The organism is Delftia tsuruhatensis NBRC 16741 (genome assembly GCF_001571325.1).
Taxonomy (GTDB): Bacteria; Pseudomonadota; Gammaproteobacteria; order Burkholderiales; family Burkholderiaceae_C; genus Comamonas; species Comamonas tsuruhatensis.
The window spans coordinates 24,234-44,736 of the sequence record NZ_BCTO01000027.1 but is presented as its reverse complement, the minus strand read 5'-3'; the positions used below and the strand labels follow the sequence as shown (position 1 = coordinate 44,736).

The following is a 20,503-nucleotide window of genomic DNA, read 5'->3' as shown; positions in this document are numbered from 1 at the left end:
ACCATCCAACCATTCATTGAACGGAGGCCATTCATGCGATCCATACTGCTTTTTCTTCTGGGCGTGCCCATTCCCATCATCATTTTGATTGCACTGATGTTCTGAAGGAGCGCCGCATGCCCGCACCGCGCCGCAGCCACCCGGTCACGCAGCAGCCGCGGCGGGCTGCTGCGGCCGGCGGGCAGGACAAGGCTGCCGCTTCGCTGGCGGCCTACCGGCAAAAGCGCGACTTCACGCGCACGCCGGAGCCCTCGGCAGAACCTTCCAGCGACGCGATTGCAGGGCAGCCCGGCACGGGTGTCCTGCAATTCGTCATTCAAAAGCACTGGGCCAGCCATCTGCACTACGACTTCCGGCTGGAGCTGGACGGCAGCATGAAAAGCTGGGCCGTGCCCAAGGGCCCCAGCTACGACCCGGCCGACAAGCGCATGGCCGTGCAGGTGGAAGACCACCCCATGGCCTACAACCGCTTCGAAGGCCAGATTCCGCCGGGCCAGTACGGCGCGGGCAAGGTCATCATCTGGGACCGGGGCACCTGGTGGCCACAAGGCGACGCCGCCGAGGACCTTCGCAAGGGCAAGCTCAAGTTCGAGCTGCGCGGCCACAAGCTGCAGGGCCGCTGGACCCTGGTGCGCATGCGCGGCAAGGACGATGCCAAAAAACCCGCGTGGCTGCTGATCAAGGAGCATGACGGGCTGGAACGCGCCGCCGGCGAATTCAGCGTGGTCGAGGACATGCCCGACAGCGTGGCCGGCCTTCCCCTGGAACCTGCAGCAGCGGCAACGACAGAAACAACAACAGCAACAGCGCCAGCGGCAGCACGAAAGCAGCACGCCGGCACCGCGACCATGCCGCAGGAGATCGCCCCCCAGCTGGCGACCTTGGTGGACCGCCCGCCCACGGAGGCCGGGCAATGGATCTTCGAGAGCAAGTTCGACGGCTACCGCCTGCTGGCGCGCATCGACAGCGGTACCGTGCGGCTTGTCACGCGCAACGGCAAGGACTGGACCGCCAGAATGCCTGCCCTGGCCCGCGCCTTGGCGGCCCTGCCCTTGCAAACAGGCTGGATCGACGGCGAGGTGCTGATGCTGGACAGCGACGACCGCCCCAACTTCCAGGCCCTGCAAAATGCCTTCGACGGCGAGCACACCGACCTGCTGGTCTTCTTCGCCTTCGACCTGCTGTGGCACGACGGCCAGGACCTGCGCCAGCAGCCCGTGGAACAGCGCCGCCAGCGGTTGCAGGAGCTGCTGCACAAGGCGCCGTCGGACCGCGTTCGGTTCAGCCAGGCCTTTGACGCCCCGCCCGCCGACCTGATGGCCGCCGCCTGCCGGCTGGGCCTGGAGGGCGTGATCGGCAAGCGGCGCGGCAGCGCCTACGTCTCGCGGCGCAGCATGGACTGGATCAAGCTCAAGTGCGGCCACCGCCAGGAGTTCGTGATCGCCGGCTATACCGATCCCCAGGGCTCGCGCACCGGCCTGGGGGCCCTGGTCCTCGCCGTGCATGGCGAGGACGGGCAGCTGCACGCGGCCGGCAAGGTCGGCACGGGTTTCAACGCACGCACCCTGGCCGACCTGCGCCAGCGCCTGGACGGCCTGGCCACCGGCACATCCCCGCTGGCAGACACCCGGGGCCTTGGCAGCCAGGTGCACTGGGTGCGCCCCACCCTGCTGGCCGAAGTCTCGTTCGCGCAATGGACCGCGGACGGCCGCATCCGCCACGCCGTATTCCAGGGCCTGCGCACGGACAAGCCTGCGCGCCGCATCGCAAAAGAGGAGCCACAGCACGTGCCATCGACCGCATCTTCACCCCGCACCGCAACCCGCCACAAAGCCGCCCCGCCCCGCATGGCCAAGGCGGCGCGCCTGCCCGCCACGATCGCCATCACCCATGCCGAGCGTGTCATCGACCCCTCCACCGGCATCACCAAGATGGAGCTGGCGCGCTACTACGCCACGGTGGCCCCCTTCATGATCACCCACCTCAAGGCCCGGCCCGTGGCCATGGTGCGCGCGCCGGAGGGCATCGAGGGCGAGCTGTTCTTCCAGAAACACATGGACCAGACGCCGCTGCAGGGCATTGCCGCCCTGGCACCCGAACTCGATCCCGGCCATGCGCCGCTGATGGAGGTGGCGCGGCGTGAAGGCCTGGTGGCGGCCGCGCAGATGAACACCATCGAATGGCACACCTGGAATGCCCGCCGGGACCGCATCGACCGGCCCGACCGCATGACCTTCGACCTGGACCCCGGCGAGGGCGTGCCCTGGACGCAGGTGCAGGAAGCGGCCACCTTGCTGCATGTGCTGCTGCAGGAGCTGGAGCTGCCGGCCTTCCTCAAAACCAGCGGCGGCAAGGGCCTGCATGTGGTCGTGCCGATCAAGCGGCTGCTGGACTGGGACACGGTCAAGGCCTTCTCCCAGGCCGTGGTCCAGCATCTGGCCAGCACCGTGCCCCAGCGCTTCGTGGCCAAGAGCGGGCCACGCAACCGCGTGGGAAAAATCTTCGTGGACTACCTGCGCAACGGCTTTGGCGCCACCACGGCCTGCGCGTGGACAGCGCGTGCGCGGCCCGGCATGGGCATCTCCGTGCCCGTGGGCTGGAACGAGCTCGACAGGCTCACGGGCGGCGCGCACTGGACCATTCGCTCGGTGGACCAGCGCCTGCGCCTGGGCAACTCGCCCTGGGAGCACTACGGCACGGCGGCCACCAGCCTGGGCCGCGCCATGAAGGCGCTGGGCTTCGAGGCACCGGCCCGCGAAGAGCCGCCAACGAGGAAAGCACAACGATGACCAGGAAAGCCACATCTCCCCGCACGGCCCCGGCCGTCTCCTCGCGCAGCCTGTGGAAGGGGGCCATCAGCTTTGGCCTGGTCCACATCCCGATAGGCCTGTATGCGGCCACGGCCAGCACGGACATCGACTTCGACTGGCTGGACAAGCGCAACATGCAGCCCGTGGGCTACAAGCGCATCAACAAGGTCACGGGCAAGGAGGTGGCCTCGGCCGACATCGTCAAGGGCGTGGAATTCGAAGAAGGCCGCTACGTGGTGCTGAGCGCCGAAGAGATTGCCGCCGCCTTTCCCAAGACCATGCAGACCATAGAGATCGAGGCCTTTGTCGATGCCGACGATATCCCCTTCATCTACCTGGAGCGGCCCTACTACACCGCCCCCCTGCACCGGGGCGGGAAGGTCTACGCACTGCTGCGCGAGGCGCTGCGCAAGAGCAACAAGGTGGGCGTGGCCAAGGTCGTCATCCAGGCCAAGCAGCACCTGGCCATCCTGATCCCCTGCGGCCGGGCGCTGGTGCTGAACCTGCTGCGCTGGGGCGGCGAGATCCGCTCCTTCGAGCAGCTGGACCTGCCGCCGCTGGACGCAAGGGCCGCAGGCATCAAGGCCGCCGAAATGACCATGGCCCTGGCACTGATCAAGGACATGAGCCAGGCCTGGGACGCCGACCAGTTCCGCAACTCCTTCAGCGAGGAAATCCACCAGCTGGTGCAGGCCAAGGCCCATGCGGGCGACGTGCAAAGTGTGCAAAGGCAGCAGGACGCGCCCGCCGCACCCGCCAACGCAGCCGTGCTGGATCTGACCGCCCTGCTCAGGAGCAGCCTGGGCAAGGCAGGCAGCGGGGCCCCCGCCTCCGCGGCCAAGGAAAAAAATACCGGGGCGGCGGCAAAAGCTGCAAAAGCTGCAAAAGCGCCCGCGACCCGGACAACACCCAAGCCCCGAAAGCCAGCGTCCAAGGCGCCTGCAAAACGTTCAACATCCAAATGAAACGGACCATTGCCGTTTTGCATAATCTACAAATGGCATTTCATGATAAAAAATACATGCATTTTTGCCGCAAAAATGGATTCCATGATATTCATAGCAAATTCCAATGATTTACCAAAAGTAATCTTCCGAATTTCCTACACGCCGTGGATTTTTCAGGCAGCACAATGAAATTGCAGTGATGACGGCATCGCTGTTTACTTAAGGAGTATGGAAATGACGCAACAGACCAATAACCCTCAAGGCAACACGGCCAGCAACCAGCAAAACGACAAGAACAAGCAGAACCAGCAGCAGCAACAAAACAATCCGGGGCAGCAGCAGCAAAGCAATCCCAATAATCCCAACCATCAGCAACAGCAGAGCAACCCCCAGCGCAACCAGCCGGGTCAGCAGCAAAAGCAGGACAGCCACCAGCAGCGTTGAGCCGCAGGTTGCATGACCTGAAAAAAGGGTCCTCCGGGCCCTTTTTTTTATTTTCCCATTGCGGCAACTGAAAAACATACCGTTGCTCCGCTTGAAATATCCGCGTCAAAAGAACATGGCGTTCATTCCCAAGGAGTGCATCATGGCCAAGAAAGCCCCAGCTGAAAAGAAATCCCCATCCCAATGCCCCGTTGGCCACGGCGGAGAACTCCAGCAGCAGGCCGAAGCCTCTCATCCTGTATTGACGACGCAGCAGGGCATACCGGTTGCGGACAACCAGAATTCATTGAAGCAAGGGCCAAAGGGACCCACGCTGCTGGAAGATTTCATATTGCGCGAGAAAATCACGCATTTCGACCATGAGCGCATTCCGGAGCGGATCGTCCATGCACGCGGCACAGGTGTCCACGGTTATTTCCAGCTGACCGATTCACTGGAGCAGTACACCACCGCCAAGGTGCTGACCGAAACCGGCAAGCAGGTGCCGGTCTTCGTGCGCTTTTCCACCGTGGCCGGCGGCGCAGGCTCGGTGGACACCCCGCGGGACGTGCGCGGCTTCGCCATCAAGTTCTATACCGAAGAGGGCAACTGGGATCTGGTCGGCAACAACATTCCGGTGTTCTTCATCCAGGACGCCATGAAGTTTCCCGACCTGGTCCATGCCGTGAAGATGGAGCCGGACCGGGGCTTTCCACAGGCTGCCACGGCGCACGACACGTTCTGGGACTTCATCTCCCTCATGCCCGAGTCCATGCACATGGTCATGTGGATCATGAGCGACCGCACCATCGCGCGCAGCCTGCGCATGATCGAGGGCTTTGGCGTGCACAGCTTCCGGCTGGTCAATGCGCAAGGCAAAAGCACCTTCGTGAAATTCCACTGGCGGCCCGAGCTGGGCATCCAATCCACCGTCTGGGACGAGGCCCTGAAGCTGCAGGCCGCCGACAACGACTACCACCGCCGCGACCTGTTCGAGGCCATCGAGGCGGGCGACTACCCGGCCTGGGAGCTGTGCGTGCAGCTGTTCTCGCAGGAACAGGCCGACGCCCTGCCCTATGACCATCTGGACCCCACCAAGATCATTACGGAAGAGGAAATACCGCTGCGCAAGATCGGCCGCTTCGTGCTGGACCGCTGGCCCGACAACTTCTTTGCCGAGACCGAGCAGGTCGCCTTCTGCCCGGCCAACCTGCCCCCGGGCATCGACTTCAGCAACGATCCGCTGCTGCAGGGCCGCCTTTTCTCCTACCTGGACACCCAGCTGTCGCGACTGGGCGGGCCCAACTTCACGCAGCTGCCCATCAACGCGCCCAAATGCCCGTTTGCCCACGACCAGCGCGACGGCCATATGCAGACCCAGGTGCCCAAGGGCCGCGTGGCCTACGAGCCCTCCAGCCTGCAGGCCGACAGTCCGCGCGCCTCGGCGGCGCGCGGCTTCAGGCACTTTGCCCAGGATGACGGGGACGGCGCCAAGGGCCGCATCCGCCCCGAAAGCTTTGCCGACCACTACAGCCAGGCGCGCATGTTCTACGCCAGCCAGAGCGCGGTGGAGCAGGCCCACATCGCCAGCGCCCTGGTGTTCGAGCTGTCCAAGGTGCAGACGCCGCATGTGCGACTGGCCGTGGTGGGCCACCTGCAGGTGATAGACGCCGACCTGGCAAAGCGCGTGGCCGACGGCCTGGGCCTGCCCCAGCTGCCGCCTGCCGCCAAGCCTGCCGTGCCCCCGCAAAAGCTGCCGCCCAGCCCGGCCACGCGCATCATCGACCGCATGAAGCCCACACTGCAGGGCCGCTGCGTGGCCATCCTGGTGGATGAAGGCTCCAGCGCCCGGCACATTGCCGCCTTCCACAAGGCCCTGGTGGCGCAAAAGGCCAGCGTGAAGATCATTGCGCCCAAGATCGGCGGCGCCACGCTGGACGACGGCAGCCACCTGCCTGCAGACGGCCAGCTGGCCGGATCGCCCTCGGCGCAGTTCGACGCCGTGGTGTCCATCCTCACGCCGCAGCGCGGCGAAGCCCTGGCCCGGGAAGCGGCCGCCCAGGACTGGTTCCGCGATGCCTTCGGCCACCTCAAGGCCATTGCGGCCTGCAAGGCCACCGGGCACATCCTGCAGACCGCGGGCATCACGCCGGACGAGGGCGTGTTTCCCATCGACACGCCCAAGCCCTTTGTCGAAGGCGCCAAGAATCGCTTCTGGGACCGCGAGCCCACGCTGAGGACGCTGGCCTGAGGCCGCAGGCCACCGGTTTTCGCGAATCATTGCTACCAAATGTCAACGCTTCGGCCCCGTGCAAGGGTCCGGGCATGGCGATTGCTGCAGCGGCTGCATGGCCGCTGCGGCCCGCCACCATCACAGGAGAAACCGTTCCATGATCGCTGCACCACCCACACCGCCTGCCACACCTCCCGTCGCTCCGCCGGTCAATCCGCCGCCGACCGAGCCGCTGGTGCCACCCGTGGGTGATCCTCCGCCGGCTCCGGCGCCTTCACCCTATTCCGATCCCCCCATCGCACCTCCGCCGCCGCCGCCGCAGGGGTTGCACTGACTGCAGACCTCATCCATGTCAACGACCGCATGCCCGGCTGGCGCCGCGTGCGGCGTGGCAAAGGCTTTTCCTATGTGGACCAGGACGGCAGGCCCGTGCGCGACGCCCAGGCGCTGGAGCGCATCCGCAAATTGGCCATTCCACCGGCCTATGTGGATGTATGGATCTGCCCTGACGCCCGGGGCCACCTGCAGGCCACGGGCCGCGATGCCCGCGGGCGCAAGCAATACCGCTATCACCCGCAGTGGCAGGAGCAGCGCAAGCAGGTCAAGTTCGACCGCATGCGCGAGTTCGGCCGGCATCTGCCCGCCATTCGGCGTGCCGTGGCGCGGGACCTCAGGCCGGGGCGGCCGCAGCTCGAAACCGTGGTGGCCACCATCGTCTGGCTGCTGGACTGCACGGCGCTGCGCGTTGGCAATGACGAGTATTCAGAAGCCAATGGATCCTTCGGCCTGACCACGCTCAGGAACCGCCATGCCCAGGTGCGCGCCGGCGAGCTGACGCTGAGCTTCAAGGGCAAGAGCGGCGTCGCCCAGCAGGCCCGCGTGTCCGACCGGGCCGTGGCCCGCGTCGTCAAGCGCTGCCAGGACCTGCCGGGGCAGCGGCTTTTCCAGTTCGTGGACGACGAGGGAGATGTTCACCATGTGCGCTCCGAGCACGTGAACGACTACATCCGCAGGATCTGCAGCAAGGCCGGGGCAGACGAGGCAGACGGACCGGACTTCAGTGCCAAGGACTTCCGTACCTGGCATGCCAGCGTGTACGCGCTGGAGCTGGCCATGGCCGCCGCAGCGTCACCGGCGGGCAGCCGCCATCCGGGCGCGCTCACCTTCACGGACCTGATCGCCGAGGTGGCGCGGCGCCTGGGCAATACCTGTACGGTTTGCCGCAAGTTCTACATCCATCCCCGGGTACTGGCCCTGTGCGAGCAGCCCGGACAATGCCCGCCCGCCGCGACCGCTGCACCCGCACGGCGCACGCGCGGGCTGAGCGCCAAGGAATGCCTGTTCCTGGGCCTGCTGGAGCCCCAGCCCCGGCCCCGCAGGACCCCGCCCCGCCGTGGCCAGGGCGCCAGCCGCCGGCCCGCCTGATCCGCTTGATCCCCTCTTTGCGGCGACGGCGGCGGGGACCGGACCACCCGGCAAGCACTGTGCCTGTGGACTGACACAGATGCATACATCCCAGCCCCTAAACTGCCGGATCATGAATTTTTGTCAAAACAGGCTGCGGCCGGCAGCTCTGGAGGCCATGGAATGAACCACGTGCTGATCGTCGATGACGACGCGGACTCGGCAGCCACCATGCGCGAACTGGTGGGCGTGGACCGCTTTTCGGTCGCCGTGGCCCACACCCTGCGCGATGCGCGCCGCCAGATGGCCATGCAGCCGCCCAGCCTGGTTCTGCTGGACCTGCAGCTGCCCGATGGCAACGGCATGGACCTGTTCGGCGACCGGCAAGTGCCGCAGGACTCGCAGATCGTGCTGGTGACCGGCCATGCCAGCCTGGACTCCTCCATCGAAGCCCTGCGCCGAGGCGCCATGGACTATCTGGTCAAGCCCGTGGGCATAGGCCGGCTCGAGGACATTCTTTCGCGTTTTCTCATCCCTACGCCGGGCCTGTCGGGCGCGGACAGCCGCAACGGCGCAGGCCCGGCCTCCGATCAGATCACGGCACAAGACCATTGCGCACCCGCTGGCAGCTACTGCGCGCAGGAAGGCCGCTTTGGCCGGCTCCTGGGCCAATCGCCTCCCATGCAGCGCCTGTACCAGCAGATGGAGCGCGTGGCGGGCACCTCGGTCACGGTGTTTCTCACGGGAGAGAGCGGCACCGGCAAGGAGGTCGTGGCGCAGACCCTGCACGACTTGAGCCAGCGGCGCAGCCGCCCGTTTCTTGCCGTGAACTGCGGCGCCATTTCGCCGCATCTCATCGAAAGCGAGATCTTCGGCCACGAAAAGGGCAGCTTCACGGGTGCCGACCGCCAGCACCAGGGCTTTTTCGAGCGCGCGGCCACGGGCACGCTGTTCCTGGACGAGATCACGGAAATGCCCATGGAGCTGCAGGTCAAGCTGCTGCGCGTGCTGGAGACCGGCCGCTTCATGCGCGTGGGCTCCACCCAGACGCTGCAGACCGATGTGCGCGTGATCGCCGCCACCAACCGCTGCCCCTTCGAGGCCGTGGCCAGCGGCAGGCTGCGCGAGGACCTGCTGTACCGGCTGAACGTCTTTCCCATCGAGCTGCCGCCGCTGCGCGAGCGCCTGTCCGACGTCCCGCTGCTGGCCCAGCACTTGCTGCAGGCCATCTCTCAGCGAGAGGGGCAGACCAAGCAGTTCACGGCGTCGGCCCTGAGGCAGTTGGCGCAGCACAGCTGGCCCGGCAATGTGCGCGAGCTGCGCAATGCCGTGCAGCGTGCCTACGTCATGGAGCCCGGCCCGCAGGTAGGCACCGAATGGCTGCCACGCCCACCGGTGGCCATTGCCCAGCCCGCCCCCATGCCGGTGTCATTGCACGCATCCGTGCACACATCCGTGCCTGCACAGCTGGCCGCCAACGCCCCGCAATTGCCGCCCACTGCGCAGGCCGCGCCTGTCGCCGTGCATCCGTTCGCCGACCACGGCGCGGCAGGCGACGCCTACGACCTGCCCGATATGGAGCCGGCCACCATACAGCTGCCCATCGGCATGACCATGGCGCAGGCCGAGCGGCTGCTGATCCAGGCCACGCTCAAGCAGTGCAAGTACCAGAAGGAACGCACGGCCGCCGTGCTCGGCATCAGCCTCAAGACGCTGTACAACCGGCTCAAGGACTATGCGGGCGGCAAAAAGGACAGGACGGACGCCGAACCCGGCTGACACGTGCGCAGACGCGCACAGCACCTGCTGCCGTTGCCTTGCGGGCACGCTGCTTGCCACCCTGCAAGCACCTTTGAGCAACCAAGGACAAGCCCATGGACTCCTCTCCTGCCCGCGCCTACGGTGTCTTCAAGCCCGTGGGCCACATGGTGGTCTCTTTTCCCACGGCTGCGCAGGCCGATGACGGCATGGCGGCGCTGCAGGCGCTGAACCTGCCCGAGCAGGACGTACGGCGCTACACCGACCGGGAAATGCTGGCCCAGATCGACCAAGACCTGCGACAGGCCAGTCCCGTGGCCGCCGTGGGCCAGGAACTCAATCTGGTCAAGGCCCACCAGGCCCTGGCCGAGCGCGGCTACCACTGGCTGGTGGTACGGGTGGACAGCGACGAGGCCGCACGCAACGCCGCCGATGCCCTCAAGGCCGCCGGCGCCGAGCGCGCCCAGCTCTACGGCCGCTTCATCATCGAGGAATTGATAGAACACGCCGCCGATCTGCCCCAGGTCAGCGAGTCGCCCGACCGGGGCCTGGACGCCCAGACACCTTCAGGCCGCGAAGCCGAGCGGGCACAAATCCGCCCTGCGCCGGCCCGGGGCAACGGCACCCCGCAACCGGAGCGCTGAGTCGCTTGCGACGGGCAGGCACGCCGATTGCCATTGATATTCAACTGCAACTTTTGTCAAAGGCGATGCCATGGATTTCCTCATCTGGCTGATGGTGGGCGGGCTGATCGGCTGGATCACCAGCATGGTCACGAACACCCAGGCCCAGCAAGGCATTTTGCTCAACGTGGCAATAGGCGCCATCGGCGCCTTGCTGGGCGGCTGGCTGCTGGCGCCGCTGCTGGCGCCCTCGGCCATGGATGCGCAGGCGCAGGTGCCGGCCACATCCATGTCCATCTTCATTTCCATGGCCAGCGCCGTTGCGCTGCTGGCCATCTTCAACCTGTGCAAACCGCGCATGCGCCACTGAGCCGGCCCGGCCACGGGCCATTGACTTGCAGGAAAGGAGCCTCCATGAGCAAAGATCCCTTCCAGACCAGAAGTACCGCTGGCAGCACCGACCTCTCCCGCCAGGGCAGCGCCGTGTGCAAGAAACCGCTGCGCTCCATTGCCACGGCGCTGGCGGCGGGGCTGCTGATCGCGCGCCTCGCACGCTGACCGGGCTCGGCCCTCCTCTCTTTTTCGACTTTCCTGCTTGCTGACTGCGCGCCCCGGCGCGCAGTCCTGTTTCCAGGACCGCGAATGCCAGCTCAGTCCAGGCTTTGCGCAAGACAATCCTGCGCCGCCATGGGCACGCGCGGCAGGACCAGAGAGACGGCCAGGCCGCCGCTGTCTCCATCGCCGTCGCCTCCCCCGCTGCCGCCCTCGGCCCACGCCACGCCACCGCCAGCCAGGCACAGCCGGCGCGCCAGGGCCAGGCCGCAGGAGGCATCTGCATCGGCGTCGCTCAACCGCACGCCGGGGCGGGATTCCTGCGGCCGCTGCGGCGCCTCGGCGCTGGCTGCGGCCACTACGCCCGCTACGCCCGCTTCGCCCGGACCCACCCCCTCCGGCCCCGGCCCGGCGCCCTGCCAGTGGGCCACGGCCTCGATGCGGATCTCCACCTGCTCGCCCTTGGCGGCCGATGCCGCAAGATGTCCGCCCACGGGATGTGCCGCCATGCGCACGCGTGCGCCATCGGGCAAGGCCTCGCGCACGGACAGGAAAATGCTGATCAGCGCCAGCTCCAGCTCGTCAGGGTCCACATATACGCCCAGGCGCGCGGCCGGCTGGCCCGGCGGGCTGGCCTCGGCGGGCTCAGCCACCTCCAGCGCCACGCGCTTTCCCAGCACCACGGCCAGCGTGCCCCGCACCCCCGGCAACCAGCGGTACAGATCCACCACCAGCGCATGCGTGCTGTGGCGCGGCCCGAAGCGCAGCAGCTGCTGCGTCAACCGGCTGGCCGTGTCCACCGAACGCAGCATGGCCTGTGCAGGCAGGCGCAGGTTCGGGTCCTCCGAACGACGCTCAATCAGATAGGCGCTGTTGCTCAGAACGCCGAGCTGGTTGTTGAACTCATGGGAGAAGCGGCCTGCCAGCCGGCCGACCACCTGCAGGCGCTCGTTCTGGATATGGGCCTCGCCGGCTTCGTTGTCCCGCTCCCCCGGTGCGCCGCCGGCCTGGCTGCGCCGGGCCGGCCTCATCGGGTCCGCCCTGCCACGCAGGGCCAGCCCCGCCAGGCCCAGGCCGGCCAGCGCAAACAACACGATCGCCGCCCAGATCACGCCCCTCAGGAGCGGGGAACACGCCGGATCCAGCGCGGAACAGGGAACCCAGCTCACCCAGGTCCAGCCCTGGGCCGTCCTGCTGAAGAAAACGCGCAGGGTGCCGCCCTGCGCATCGGGCACATCCAGCCAGCCGTGCGCCAGGCTGGAAGCCAGGCGCTCGCTGAAATCAGCGGGCAAGGCAGGCTGACCCGTTGCCGCAGCCGTGCCGGCCGGCACCGCACGGCCCGCGCTGTCCACCAGAAAGCCGGACCATCCCGCCTCCAGCAGCGGTTGGACGGCAGCCAGCGCCTGCTCGGCATTGGCAGCGCGTGGCTCCTGCCTGTCCAGCAGACGGGCCGCGGCCATGCTGGCGATGCGAACGGCCTGCTCCTGCGCCGCGTGCCCGGATTGATAGGCGCGCAACAGCAGCCAGGACGAGGCGGCCAGCACAAGCACCAGCAAGGCCAGAAGCAACAGGACCCGTCTCAGGCGCATGGACATGGATGGCCCGCGTGCGGCGCCGCGCGCCCCGCCTTGCGGGACTGCATTGAGGGTTCCCGGCGGCGGGACCGTGTGAAAACCGGTGGATTGGTACATGGCAAAGTTTGCAGAAAACCTTGCGCCCGAGCGGAAATTCTTACCGCAGGCGCCTTGAGCGGCCCTGCTGTTGCAAAGCCGATACCCGCAGCGACGGCCGAACCCCGGGCCCCTGTGCCTTCTGCGCAGCAAGTACGCAGCAGGTTTCGTGCCCAAAGTGTATCCAGACGATTCGCCACGCTGATCGGGGCATGAACGTTGCGTCCTTGTGGCCATCGCAACAAGGAGACGAGATGGGTTCCATGCACCTCAAGGCGGACATACGCCAGTCCCAGACGCTTTCCCCGCGCTTGCAGCACGCGGTGCGCATGCTGCAGATGTCCTCGCTGGACTTTGCCGCGATGGTGCGCAGCAAGATGGAGGACAACCCATTCCTGGAAGATGCCGAGCCCGCAGATGACCGCGACCTGTGGGTGGCCGACATGCACCTGGGCGCGCGCCAGGCCGTTGACGCGGAGGGCTCCGCCATGGACACGGCTGCCTGCGAAACCACGCTGGCCATGCACCTGCACGGCCAGCTCAACGTGACGGCCATGACGCCGCGCGACCTGTGCATGGCGCGCGCCATCGTGGAATCGCTGGACGACGACGGCTATCTGCGCACGGACCTGCAGGAGCTGGCCGGCCTGCTGGCGCTCAGCCCGGCGCCCGATGCGCAGGAAATGCTCATCGCCCTGCGACTGGTGCAATCGCTGGATCCGGCGGGCGTGGCCGCGCGCAGCGTGGGCGAATGCCTGTTGCTGCAATGCCCGCAGATGGCCGACGCCACGCTGCGCCAGCTGTCGCAGACCCTGCTGCAGCACCACATGGAAGCGCTGGCCGCGCGCGACGTGCCGCGGCTGGCCAAGGCGCTGCAGGTGCCGGCGGCCCAGATCGTGCAGGCCATGGATGCCATACGGCGCCTCAACCCCAGGCCTGGCTGGAGCTTCGGCTCCACGCGCGTGGACTACATCGTTCCCGACGTGATCGTGCGCAGGGGACCGAGCGGCTGGAATGTGCAACTGAACCCCGCCGTCGTGCCGCGCGTGCGACTGAACAGCGTCTACGAGCAGCTGTTCCAGCGCCACCGCTGCACGGGCCAGGCCCAGCTGGCCGACCATCTGCAGGACGCGCGCTGGACCGTGCGCAATGTGGAGCAGCGCTTTTCCACCATCCTGGACGTGGCCCGGGCCATCGTGCGAAAGCAGGAGCTGTTCCTGGAGTTCGGCGCCATGGCCATGAAGCCGCTGGTGCTGCGCGAAATTGCCGAGGAAGTGGGTGTGCACGAATCCACCGTCTCGCGCGTGACCAACAACAAGTACATGGCCACGCCCACGGGCGTGTTCGAGCTCAAGCACTTCTTCTCGCGCCCCATGCTCAGTGCCAGCGGCAGCGCCTGCTCGGCCACGGCCATCCGCGAGCTGATCGGCGACATCATCGCGGCCGAATCCGATGCCCGGCCCCTGTCCGACGTCGATATCGCACGCCAGCTGGGCGCCCAGGGCCTGGTCGTGGCCCGCCGCACCGTCACCAAGTACCGCCAGCTGCTGCGCATAGCGCCGGCCGACAGGCGCAGGCGCCACGGCTGACACGGCACCTGCCGTCGCGGCCGCGGCCTTGCGATGGACCTTGGCGCCGCTGCCCGTGGCGGTGTGTCCTGCCAAGCCCCACTGCCGTGCAGCGGCTTGTCGCTCCCCCAGGTCCTGCCTTGTCCGACAGTTGCAGGCCGCCGTCCGGCCTAAGGTGAAGGCTCATGGATTGAAGGAGACCGCCATGGACACCCCTCCCCGCAGAGTGCACGCCCCCCTCGAACGCCAGCGCAGCGAGAACAACCACATCCGCGATGGCCGCTGGCCGCTGCGCATCGCCGCCCTCACGGCCGCCGTCGCACTGATCCTGGTGCTGATGTTCAACTTCATGGCACCCAGGGGGCGGCTGGATGCGCCCAGCGCCACCGGAACGCCAGCGACAGAACCCACCTCCTCAGCCTCGCCGGCCGCACCTGCCGCACCTGCCGCACCTGCCGCACCTGCCGCGCCTTCCATGACGCCGCCGCAGGCCGATCCGGCCACCGCACCCGCCACCACCGCGCCACGCTGAGCCCGCCTGCGCACTTGTATCAACCCTTCCCCTCAGGACAGCAGCAGCCATGAACCACCCCCTGCCCCACGCACCCAATATTCCCCAGGTGCCGACCACGCCCAACGACCCCGTGGCACCCGACGATCCCAACCGCCAGCCCGGCCGCCCGCGCGGACCCGAGCCGATAGATCCGCCCACCACGGCGCCCCCCATAGAATTGCCGCCCGCGCCCGAGCAGGAACAGACCCGCAAGGGAGAGTGACATGCCCCGAGGAGACCAATCCACCGATACCCATGAGCGAAAACGCCAGGCCCGGCACATAGTGCACAGCCACGAATCGCGCGGCGCAGGCCATGAAGAGGCCGAAAGGCGCCTGTGGGCCACCGTGGACAAGGACAGCGGCGGCGGCAGGCAATCGGGCTGCGGCCGGGGCTGGCAAGCAGCGCATTGCGCTGCCCGCAAGGGCGCCCGCAGGCGAGGCGCCGCACCTGCAGCGCAATCCGCCTCGCGATAGCTGCGCCGCCCCCGCGGCCCCGGCGCCTGGATCAACGACACAGGCCGGCCCGCGAAGTCGGCAATCCCGTGGGAGAACCCGTGAATTCAGAAGACGGTTTTGGATTCCTGCCGCAGCGCGGCGAAATGGCGGCACGCGTGCGCGCCCACGACTGGGAGGGCACGCCCCTGGGCTCGCCGCAGAGCTGGCCGCAAAGCCTGCGCAACGCCGCCAGCCTGATGCTGGGCTCGCGCTTTCCCATCATCATCTGGTGGGGCGATGACTTCCGGCTGATCTACAACGACGCCTACATTCCCTTCCTGGGCACCAGCAAGCACCCCAAGGCGCTGGGACAGGCCGGCGCGCAATGCTGGAGCGAGATCTGGGACGACATCGGCCCCATGCTGGAGGGCGTGCTGCGCACGGGCCAGGCCACCTGGTCCACCGATGCGCGCTACTTCTTCGACCGCGAGCTGCCGCAGGAAGAGGTCTTCGTCACCTTCACCTACGGCCCCATCCTGGCCGATGACGGCATCACCGTGCAGGGCGTGTTCTGTCCCTGCACCGACACCACCGAGAAAATCGTCAGCCGGCGGCGCCTGGAGACGCTGCACCGCCTGGGCATCCGCACGCTGGACATGCGCAGTGCCAAGGACGCGGGCGAAAAGGTCTGCGCCGTGCTGGATGAAAACCCCTACGACGTGCCCTTCGCCATCATCTACGAATGCCAGGCCGCCCCGGATGCAGGCAGCGCAGACACCGCTCCCCCGGCCTTCCAGCTGCTGTGCTCCACCGGCATGGACACCGACCTGGCGGCCGACCCCGCGCCCTGGCCGCTGGCCCAGGCCGTGCAATCGGGCCAGCCGGCCAACGTGGACCTGGCGCAGTTGGGCCTGACCCTGCCTGGCGGCCCCTGGCCCGAACCCTCGCGCCTGGCGCGCATCGTGCCCGTTCGCTGGTCGGGCGACGGCCAGGCCTCGGGCGTGCTGGTGCTGGGCGTCAGCCCGCGCCGCCCGCTGGATGCGGAGTACTGCGCCTTCCTCGATATGGTGGCAAGCCACACGGGCGGCGTTGTCGCGCACGCCGTGGCCTATGAGCAGGAAGCACGGCGCGCCCGGGCCCTGGCCGAGGTGGACCGTGCCAAGACCATGTTCTTCTCCAACGTCAGCCACGAGCTGCGCACGCCGCTGACGCTGATCCTGGGGCCGCTGGACGACGCCCTGCGCGAGCACGGCGGCCACCTGCCGCCCGATCAGGCGCAGATGGTCCACCGCAACGCGCTGCGCCTGCAAAAGCTGGTCAACGCCCTGCTGGACTTCGCGCGCATCGAGGCCGGGCGCATGCAGGCCAGCTACGAGCCCACGGACCTGGCCCGCGCCACGGCCGAGCTGGCCAGCGTGTTCCGCTCGGCCATGGAGCAGGCGGGCCTGCGGCTGCGCGTGGACTGCCCGCCACTGCAAGGGCCGGTCTACGTGGACCAGGACATGTACGAAAAGATCGTGCTCAACCTGCTGTCCAACGCCTTCAAGTTCACCTTGCAGGGCGAAATCGCCGTGGCGCTGCACGACGCGGGCCCTGCGGTGGAGCTGTCCGTCAGCGACACCGGCTCGGGCATTGCGCCCCAGCACCTGCCCCATCTTTTCCAGCGCTTTCACCGCATTCCGGGCAAGCCCGCCCGCACGCACGAGGGCACGGGCATCGGCCTGGCCCTGGTGCAGGAACTGGTGCGGCTGCATGGCGGCACCATCACGGTCACCAGCACGGAGGGCGAGGGCAGCCGCTTCACCGTGCGGCTGCCCAAGGGCAGCGCGCACCTGCCGGCCGAACAGGTGAACCCCATCGCGGCACCGTCAACCCCGCCGCCGCCGGGGCACGGCGCGGGCGCCCCGGCCGCACGCCAGCTCGTGGACGAGACGCGGCAGTGGGTGCCGGGCGAATCGCCCACGCACGCCCCGCACGGCGTGCCGGCTGGGGCCGAACCGCAAGGCCCCCGGCCGCGCATCGTCTGCGCCGACGACAACGCCGACATGCGCGGCTATATCGGCCAGTTGCTGCGTCCGCTGTACGAGGTGGAGGTGGCCGGCGACGGCCGGGCCGCGCTGGACTGCATCCGGCGCCAGCGGCCCGATCTCGTGATTGCCGACGTGATGATGCCCGTGCTCGACGGCTTCGAGTTGCTGCATGCGCTGCGCAGCGACGAGGCCACGCGCTCCATCCCCGTCATCATGCTGTCCGCGCGTGCAGGCCAGGAGGCCCAGGTCGAAGGCCTGCGCGCAGGCGCGGACGACTACCTGGTCAAGCCCTTTTCGGCGCGCGAGCTGCTGGCGCGCGTCGCCTCGCTGCTGCAGCTCGAGCGCGTGCGCGAGCAGGCCCATGCTGCCCTGCGCGCCAACGAGAAAAGGCTGCGCGCCATCATCGACCAGATGCCGGCGGGCGTGGGCGTGTCCGACATGGGCGGCACCATGGTGCTCAGCAATGCGCTCATGGACCGATTCGTCCCGCGCGCCATCCCGTCCACCCTTGCCGACCGCGTGCAGCGCTGGCGCGGCTGGGACGACAAGGGCCGGCCCATACCGCCCGAGAACTGGCCCGGCAGGCGCGCGCTGCGCGGCGAGGTGGTCATGCCGGGGCTGGAGATGCTGCACACCGACGACGAGGGCCGCGAATGGTGGATGCGCGTCAGCGCCGCTCCGCTGCGCGACGACGGCGGGCAGCTCGTGGGCACCTGCTCCATCATCCAGGACATCACCGAACTCAAGCGCGCCGAGCAGCACCTCAGGGAAGCCGACCGGCGCAAGGACGAGTTCCTGGCAACCCTGGCCCACGAGCTGCGCAATCCGCTGGCACCCATCAGCCACGGCCTGCAAATCCTCAAGCGCACCGTCCATGGCGACGACAGCGCGCGCCGCAGCCAGGAGATGCTGGAGCGCCAGGTCAACCACATGGTGCGCATGGTGGACGACCTGCTGGAGGTCTCGCGCATCACCACGGGCAAGGTCCAGCTGCGCAAGGAGGTGGTGGACCTGAACAACGTGCTGCAAGGCGTGGCGGCGGCCAGCCATGCGGTCATGGAATCCGGCAGCCACCAGCTTCGGCTGGAGCTGCCCGCCGAGACCCTGCTGCTGCCGGCCGACCCCGTGCGGCTGGCGCAAATGGTCACCAACCTTCTCAACAATGCCGCCAAGTACACCGATCCCGGCGGCCACATCGTGCTGGCGGCCTGGGCAGAGGGTGCGCAGGCCGTGATCTCCGTGCGTGACGACGGCATAGGCATCCCCGCCGCGCTGCTGGACAGGATCTTCGACATGTTCATGCAGGTGGACCGCGGCGGCCGCCGGGGCCAGGGGGGCCTGGGCATCGGCCTGACCCTGGTGCGCAGCCTGGTGGAGATGCATGGCGGCAGCGTGCAGGCGCTCAGCGAAGGTCCGGGCCAGGGCAGCGAATTGCGGCTGCGCCTGCCCTTGCCGGCCCATGCACCTGCCGATGCATCCGCCCATGCACCCGCCGATGTGCCCTCCCTGCCCGGCCCGGCCGCAGGCGCGCAGACCGGGGACGCGCCAGCCTTCGGCCGCATCCTGGTGGTCGATGACAACGCGGACGCCGCCGACACCCTGTCCATGCTGCTAGGGCTGCTGGGAGCCGAGGTCGAGATCGCCCGCGACGGCCCCGGCGCGCTGGCCATGCACGACGCCTTCAGGCCCGACGTCGTGCTGCTGGACATCGGCCTGCCCGGCATGGACGGCCTGGAAGTTGCGCGCCGCATCCGCGCCCGTCAGGGCCGCGACCAGGTCCTGCTGATCGCCCTCACGGGCTGGGGGCAGGAGGATGACCTGAGACGATCGCGCGAGGCCGGCATGGACCACCACCTGGTCAAGCCCGTGAGCTTCGACACGCTGGAGCGGTTGCTCAGGAGCCTGCGCACGTCTGCATGAGCACCGCCTTTGCGCGCGACAATCCCCGCTTCGCCCAGCCTGCCTGCGCCGCCTGCGCGGCTCGCGCGCCTGCCGCAGAACTCACCGAGACCCATGACCGCCCTGCCCCCCATCAATGCCGAGCGCCTTTGGCGCCGTGTCCAGACCCTGTCCACCTTCACCCTGCCCGACCGGCCCTGGACCCGCCGCGCCTTCTCGCCCGAGTTCGACCAGGCCCGCGCCTGGCTGCGCGCCGAGCTCGCGGCCGCGGGCATGCAGGTGCATCTGGATGAAGGCGGCAATCTGGTCGGCCGCCTGCCGGCTGCCCAGGCCGCTGCGGGCAGCGCAGAACGCGCCCCCATCTCCACCGGCTCGCACTGCGACACCGTGATGATGGGCGGGCGCTTCGACGGCATCATCGGCGTGCTGGCCGGCATCGAGGTGGCGCACTGCCTGCATGAAAACGGCATCGCCCTGCAGCACCCGTTCGAGGTGATCGACTTCCTGTCCGAGGAGCCCAGCGACTACGGCATCTCCTGCATCGGCAGCCGCGCGCTGTCGGGCAAGCTGGACGCCGCCATGCTGGCGGCACGCAACCCGCAAGGCGAAACCCTGGCCGAAGGCATGCGGCGCATCGGCGCACGGCCCGAGGCGCTGGACCGCCCGCTGCGCAGCGCCGGCGGCACGGCCGCCTTTGTGGAGCTGCACATAGAGCAGGGCCCGGTGCTGGAGCAGCGCGGCCTGCCCATTGGCGTGGTGACGAACATCGTGGGCATACGCCGCGTGGGCTTCACCGTGCACGGCCAGGCCGACCACGCAGGCACCACGCCCATGGACATCCGACAGGACGCGCTGGTGGGCGCGGCGCGCATCATCGATGCGGCCAACCGCAAGGCCGCTGCGCTCAATGGCCAGCCCCACTATGTGGTGGCCACCGTGGGCCGGCTCTCGCTCACGCCCAATGCCTCCAATGCCGTGCCCGGCCTGGTCGAGATGATGATGGAAGTGCGCAGCGACCACGCCGGCGTGCTGGAGAGCTTCCCCGAGGAACTGCTGGCCGAAGTCCTGCCCGGCCTGGCCGCCCTGCGCGTGCGTGCCGAGATGGCCGACGTGAGCCGCTCCGAGCCCACGGACTGCGCTGGCCTGGTCATGCAGGGCGTGGAGCAGGCCTGCGACAACCTGGGCTACGCCCACATGCGCATGCCCAGCGGCGCCGGCCATGACGCCGTCTACATGGCGCCCACCGGCCCCATGGGCATGATCTTCATCCCCTGCCTCCACGGCCGCAGCCACGCGCCCGAGGAATGGATAGAGCCGTCCCAGCTGCTGGACGGCACCCGGGTGCTGTACGAGACGGTGCGCGTGCTGGACAGGCAGTTGGCGCAGGGCTGAGCGCCTGGCCTGCGGCCAGGCACCAAGGCGGCATAAAATAGCCCGCTTCCCTCTGGAGCAGGCACAAGCTGCTCCTTGGTGGAAGCCCCTGTGGCACAGATTGCGGAAATCCGCCCAAATAGCGGGTTTCCCAATGCAAGATGGCGGAACCACCCTCCCCGATCATCGACAACCCACCGCATGGGCGGCCCGGCACTGCCGGTC

Annotated in this window: 16 protein-coding genes; 15 read left to right on the top strand and 1 reads right to left on the bottom strand. The window is 68.2% G+C overall.

Translation table 11 applies throughout. The features are described from left to right. Window positions 1-116 precede the first annotated feature (116 nt). The 9 genes from ligD (at window position 117) to DTS01S_RS30885 (ending at window position 10,756) form a co-directional block, all read left to right on the top strand. Complete coding sequence (ligD, locus tag DTS01S_RS14465; RefSeq protein ID WP_061287952.1) at window positions 117-2,789, top strand: DNA ligase D; 2,673 nt, start codon at window positions 117-119, stop codon at window positions 2,787-2,789. Next, entirely contained in the window at window positions 2,786-3,775 is a 990-nt protein-coding gene (gene ku, locus DTS01S_RS14460; protein WP_061287951.1) for a non-homologous end joining protein Ku, read from the top strand. The genes ligD and ku overlap by 4 nt, the downstream gene beginning before the upstream one ends. Before the next feature lie 216 nt (window positions 3,776-3,991). Then, window positions 3,992-4,201 carry a hypothetical protein gene (locus tag DTS01S_RS14455; protein WP_016446344.1) on the top strand — a complete coding sequence of 70 codons (210 nt, stop codon included), beginning with the start codon at window positions 3,992-3,994 and terminating at the stop codon, window positions 4,199-4,201. A 142-nt stretch (window positions 4,202-4,343) separates the two neighbouring features. Further along, window positions 4,344-6,431 (top strand): catalase, encoded by a 2,088-nt coding sequence (locus DTS01S_RS14450; protein ID WP_139223858.1) that lies wholly within the window; start codon window positions 4,344-4,346, stop codon window positions 6,429-6,431. Window positions 6,432-6,776: 345 nt separating this feature from the next. Next, window positions 6,777-7,838: a DNA topoisomerase IB gene (locus DTS01S_RS14445; RefSeq protein ID WP_061287949.1), complete on the top strand. Its 1,062-nt coding sequence runs from the start codon at window positions 6,777-6,779 to the stop codon at window positions 7,836-7,838. Between the two features lie 162 nt (window positions 7,839-8,000). Continuing rightward, window positions 8,001-9,596 carry a sigma-54-dependent transcriptional regulator gene (locus tag DTS01S_RS14440; protein WP_016451495.1) on the top strand — a complete coding sequence of 532 codons (1,596 nt, stop codon included), beginning with the start codon at window positions 8,001-8,003 and terminating at the stop codon, window positions 9,594-9,596. Window positions 9,597-9,691: 95 nt separating this feature from the next. Further along, window positions 9,692-10,219: a hypothetical protein gene (locus tag DTS01S_RS14435; protein WP_016446349.1), complete on the top strand. Its 528-nt coding sequence runs from the start codon at window positions 9,692-9,694 to the stop codon at window positions 10,217-10,219. 70 nt (window positions 10,220-10,289) lie between these two features. Next, window positions 10,290-10,568, top strand: coding sequence for a GlsB/YeaQ/YmgE family stress response membrane protein (locus tag DTS01S_RS14430; RefSeq protein WP_016446350.1), 279 nt, complete (start codon window positions 10,290-10,292; stop codon window positions 10,566-10,568). Window positions 10,569-10,612: 44 nt separating this feature from the next. Beyond that, the gene (locus DTS01S_RS30885) at window positions 10,613-10,756 is read left to right on the top strand and encodes a hypothetical protein (protein WP_016446351.1); all 144 of its coding nucleotides are present in this window, start codon (window positions 10,613-10,615) and stop codon (window positions 10,754-10,756) included. A gap of 92 nt (window positions 10,757-10,848) precedes the next feature. On the opposite strand, the gene DTS01S_RS14425 is transcribed toward DTS01S_RS30885, so the two are convergent. Next, the gene (locus DTS01S_RS14425; RefSeq protein WP_061287948.1) at window positions 10,849-12,441 is read right to left on the bottom strand and encodes a nitrogen regulation protein NR(II); all 1,593 of its coding nucleotides are present in this window, start codon (window positions 12,439-12,441) and stop codon (window positions 10,849-10,851) included. 233 nt (window positions 12,442-12,674) lie between these two features. Between DTS01S_RS14425 and rpoN the strand changes: the two genes are divergently transcribed. From rpoN to DTS01S_RS14395, 6 genes are all read left to right on the top strand, one after another. Beyond that, window positions 12,675-14,009: an RNA polymerase factor sigma-54 gene (gene rpoN / locus DTS01S_RS14420; protein WP_061287947.1), complete on the top strand. Its 1,335-nt coding sequence runs from the start codon at window positions 12,675-12,677 to the stop codon at window positions 14,007-14,009. Window positions 14,010-14,193: 184 nt separating this feature from the next. Further along, window positions 14,194-14,520: a hypothetical protein gene (locus DTS01S_RS14415; protein ID WP_061287946.1), complete on the top strand. Its 327-nt coding sequence runs from the start codon at window positions 14,194-14,196 to the stop codon at window positions 14,518-14,520. A 49-nt stretch (window positions 14,521-14,569) separates the two neighbouring features. Beyond that, window positions 14,570-14,764 (top strand): hypothetical protein, encoded by a 195-nt coding sequence (locus DTS01S_RS14410; protein ID WP_016446355.1) that lies wholly within the window; start codon window positions 14,570-14,572, stop codon window positions 14,762-14,764. Window position 14,765: 1 nt separating this feature from the next. Continuing rightward, the gene (locus DTS01S_RS14405; RefSeq protein ID WP_061287945.1) at window positions 14,766-15,017 is read left to right on the top strand and encodes a hypothetical protein; all 252 of its coding nucleotides are present in this window, start codon (window positions 14,766-14,768) and stop codon (window positions 15,015-15,017) included. Window positions 15,018-15,097: 80 nt separating this feature from the next. After that, entirely contained in the window at window positions 15,098-18,928 is a 3,831-nt protein-coding gene (locus DTS01S_RS14400; RefSeq protein WP_217649272.1) for an ATP-binding protein, read from the top strand. 93 nt (window positions 18,929-19,021) lie between these two features. Next, window positions 19,022-20,299, top strand: coding sequence for a Zn-dependent hydrolase (locus DTS01S_RS14395; RefSeq protein WP_061287943.1), 1,278 nt, complete (start codon window positions 19,022-19,024; stop codon window positions 20,297-20,299). Window positions 20,300-20,503 lie beyond the last annotated feature (204 nt).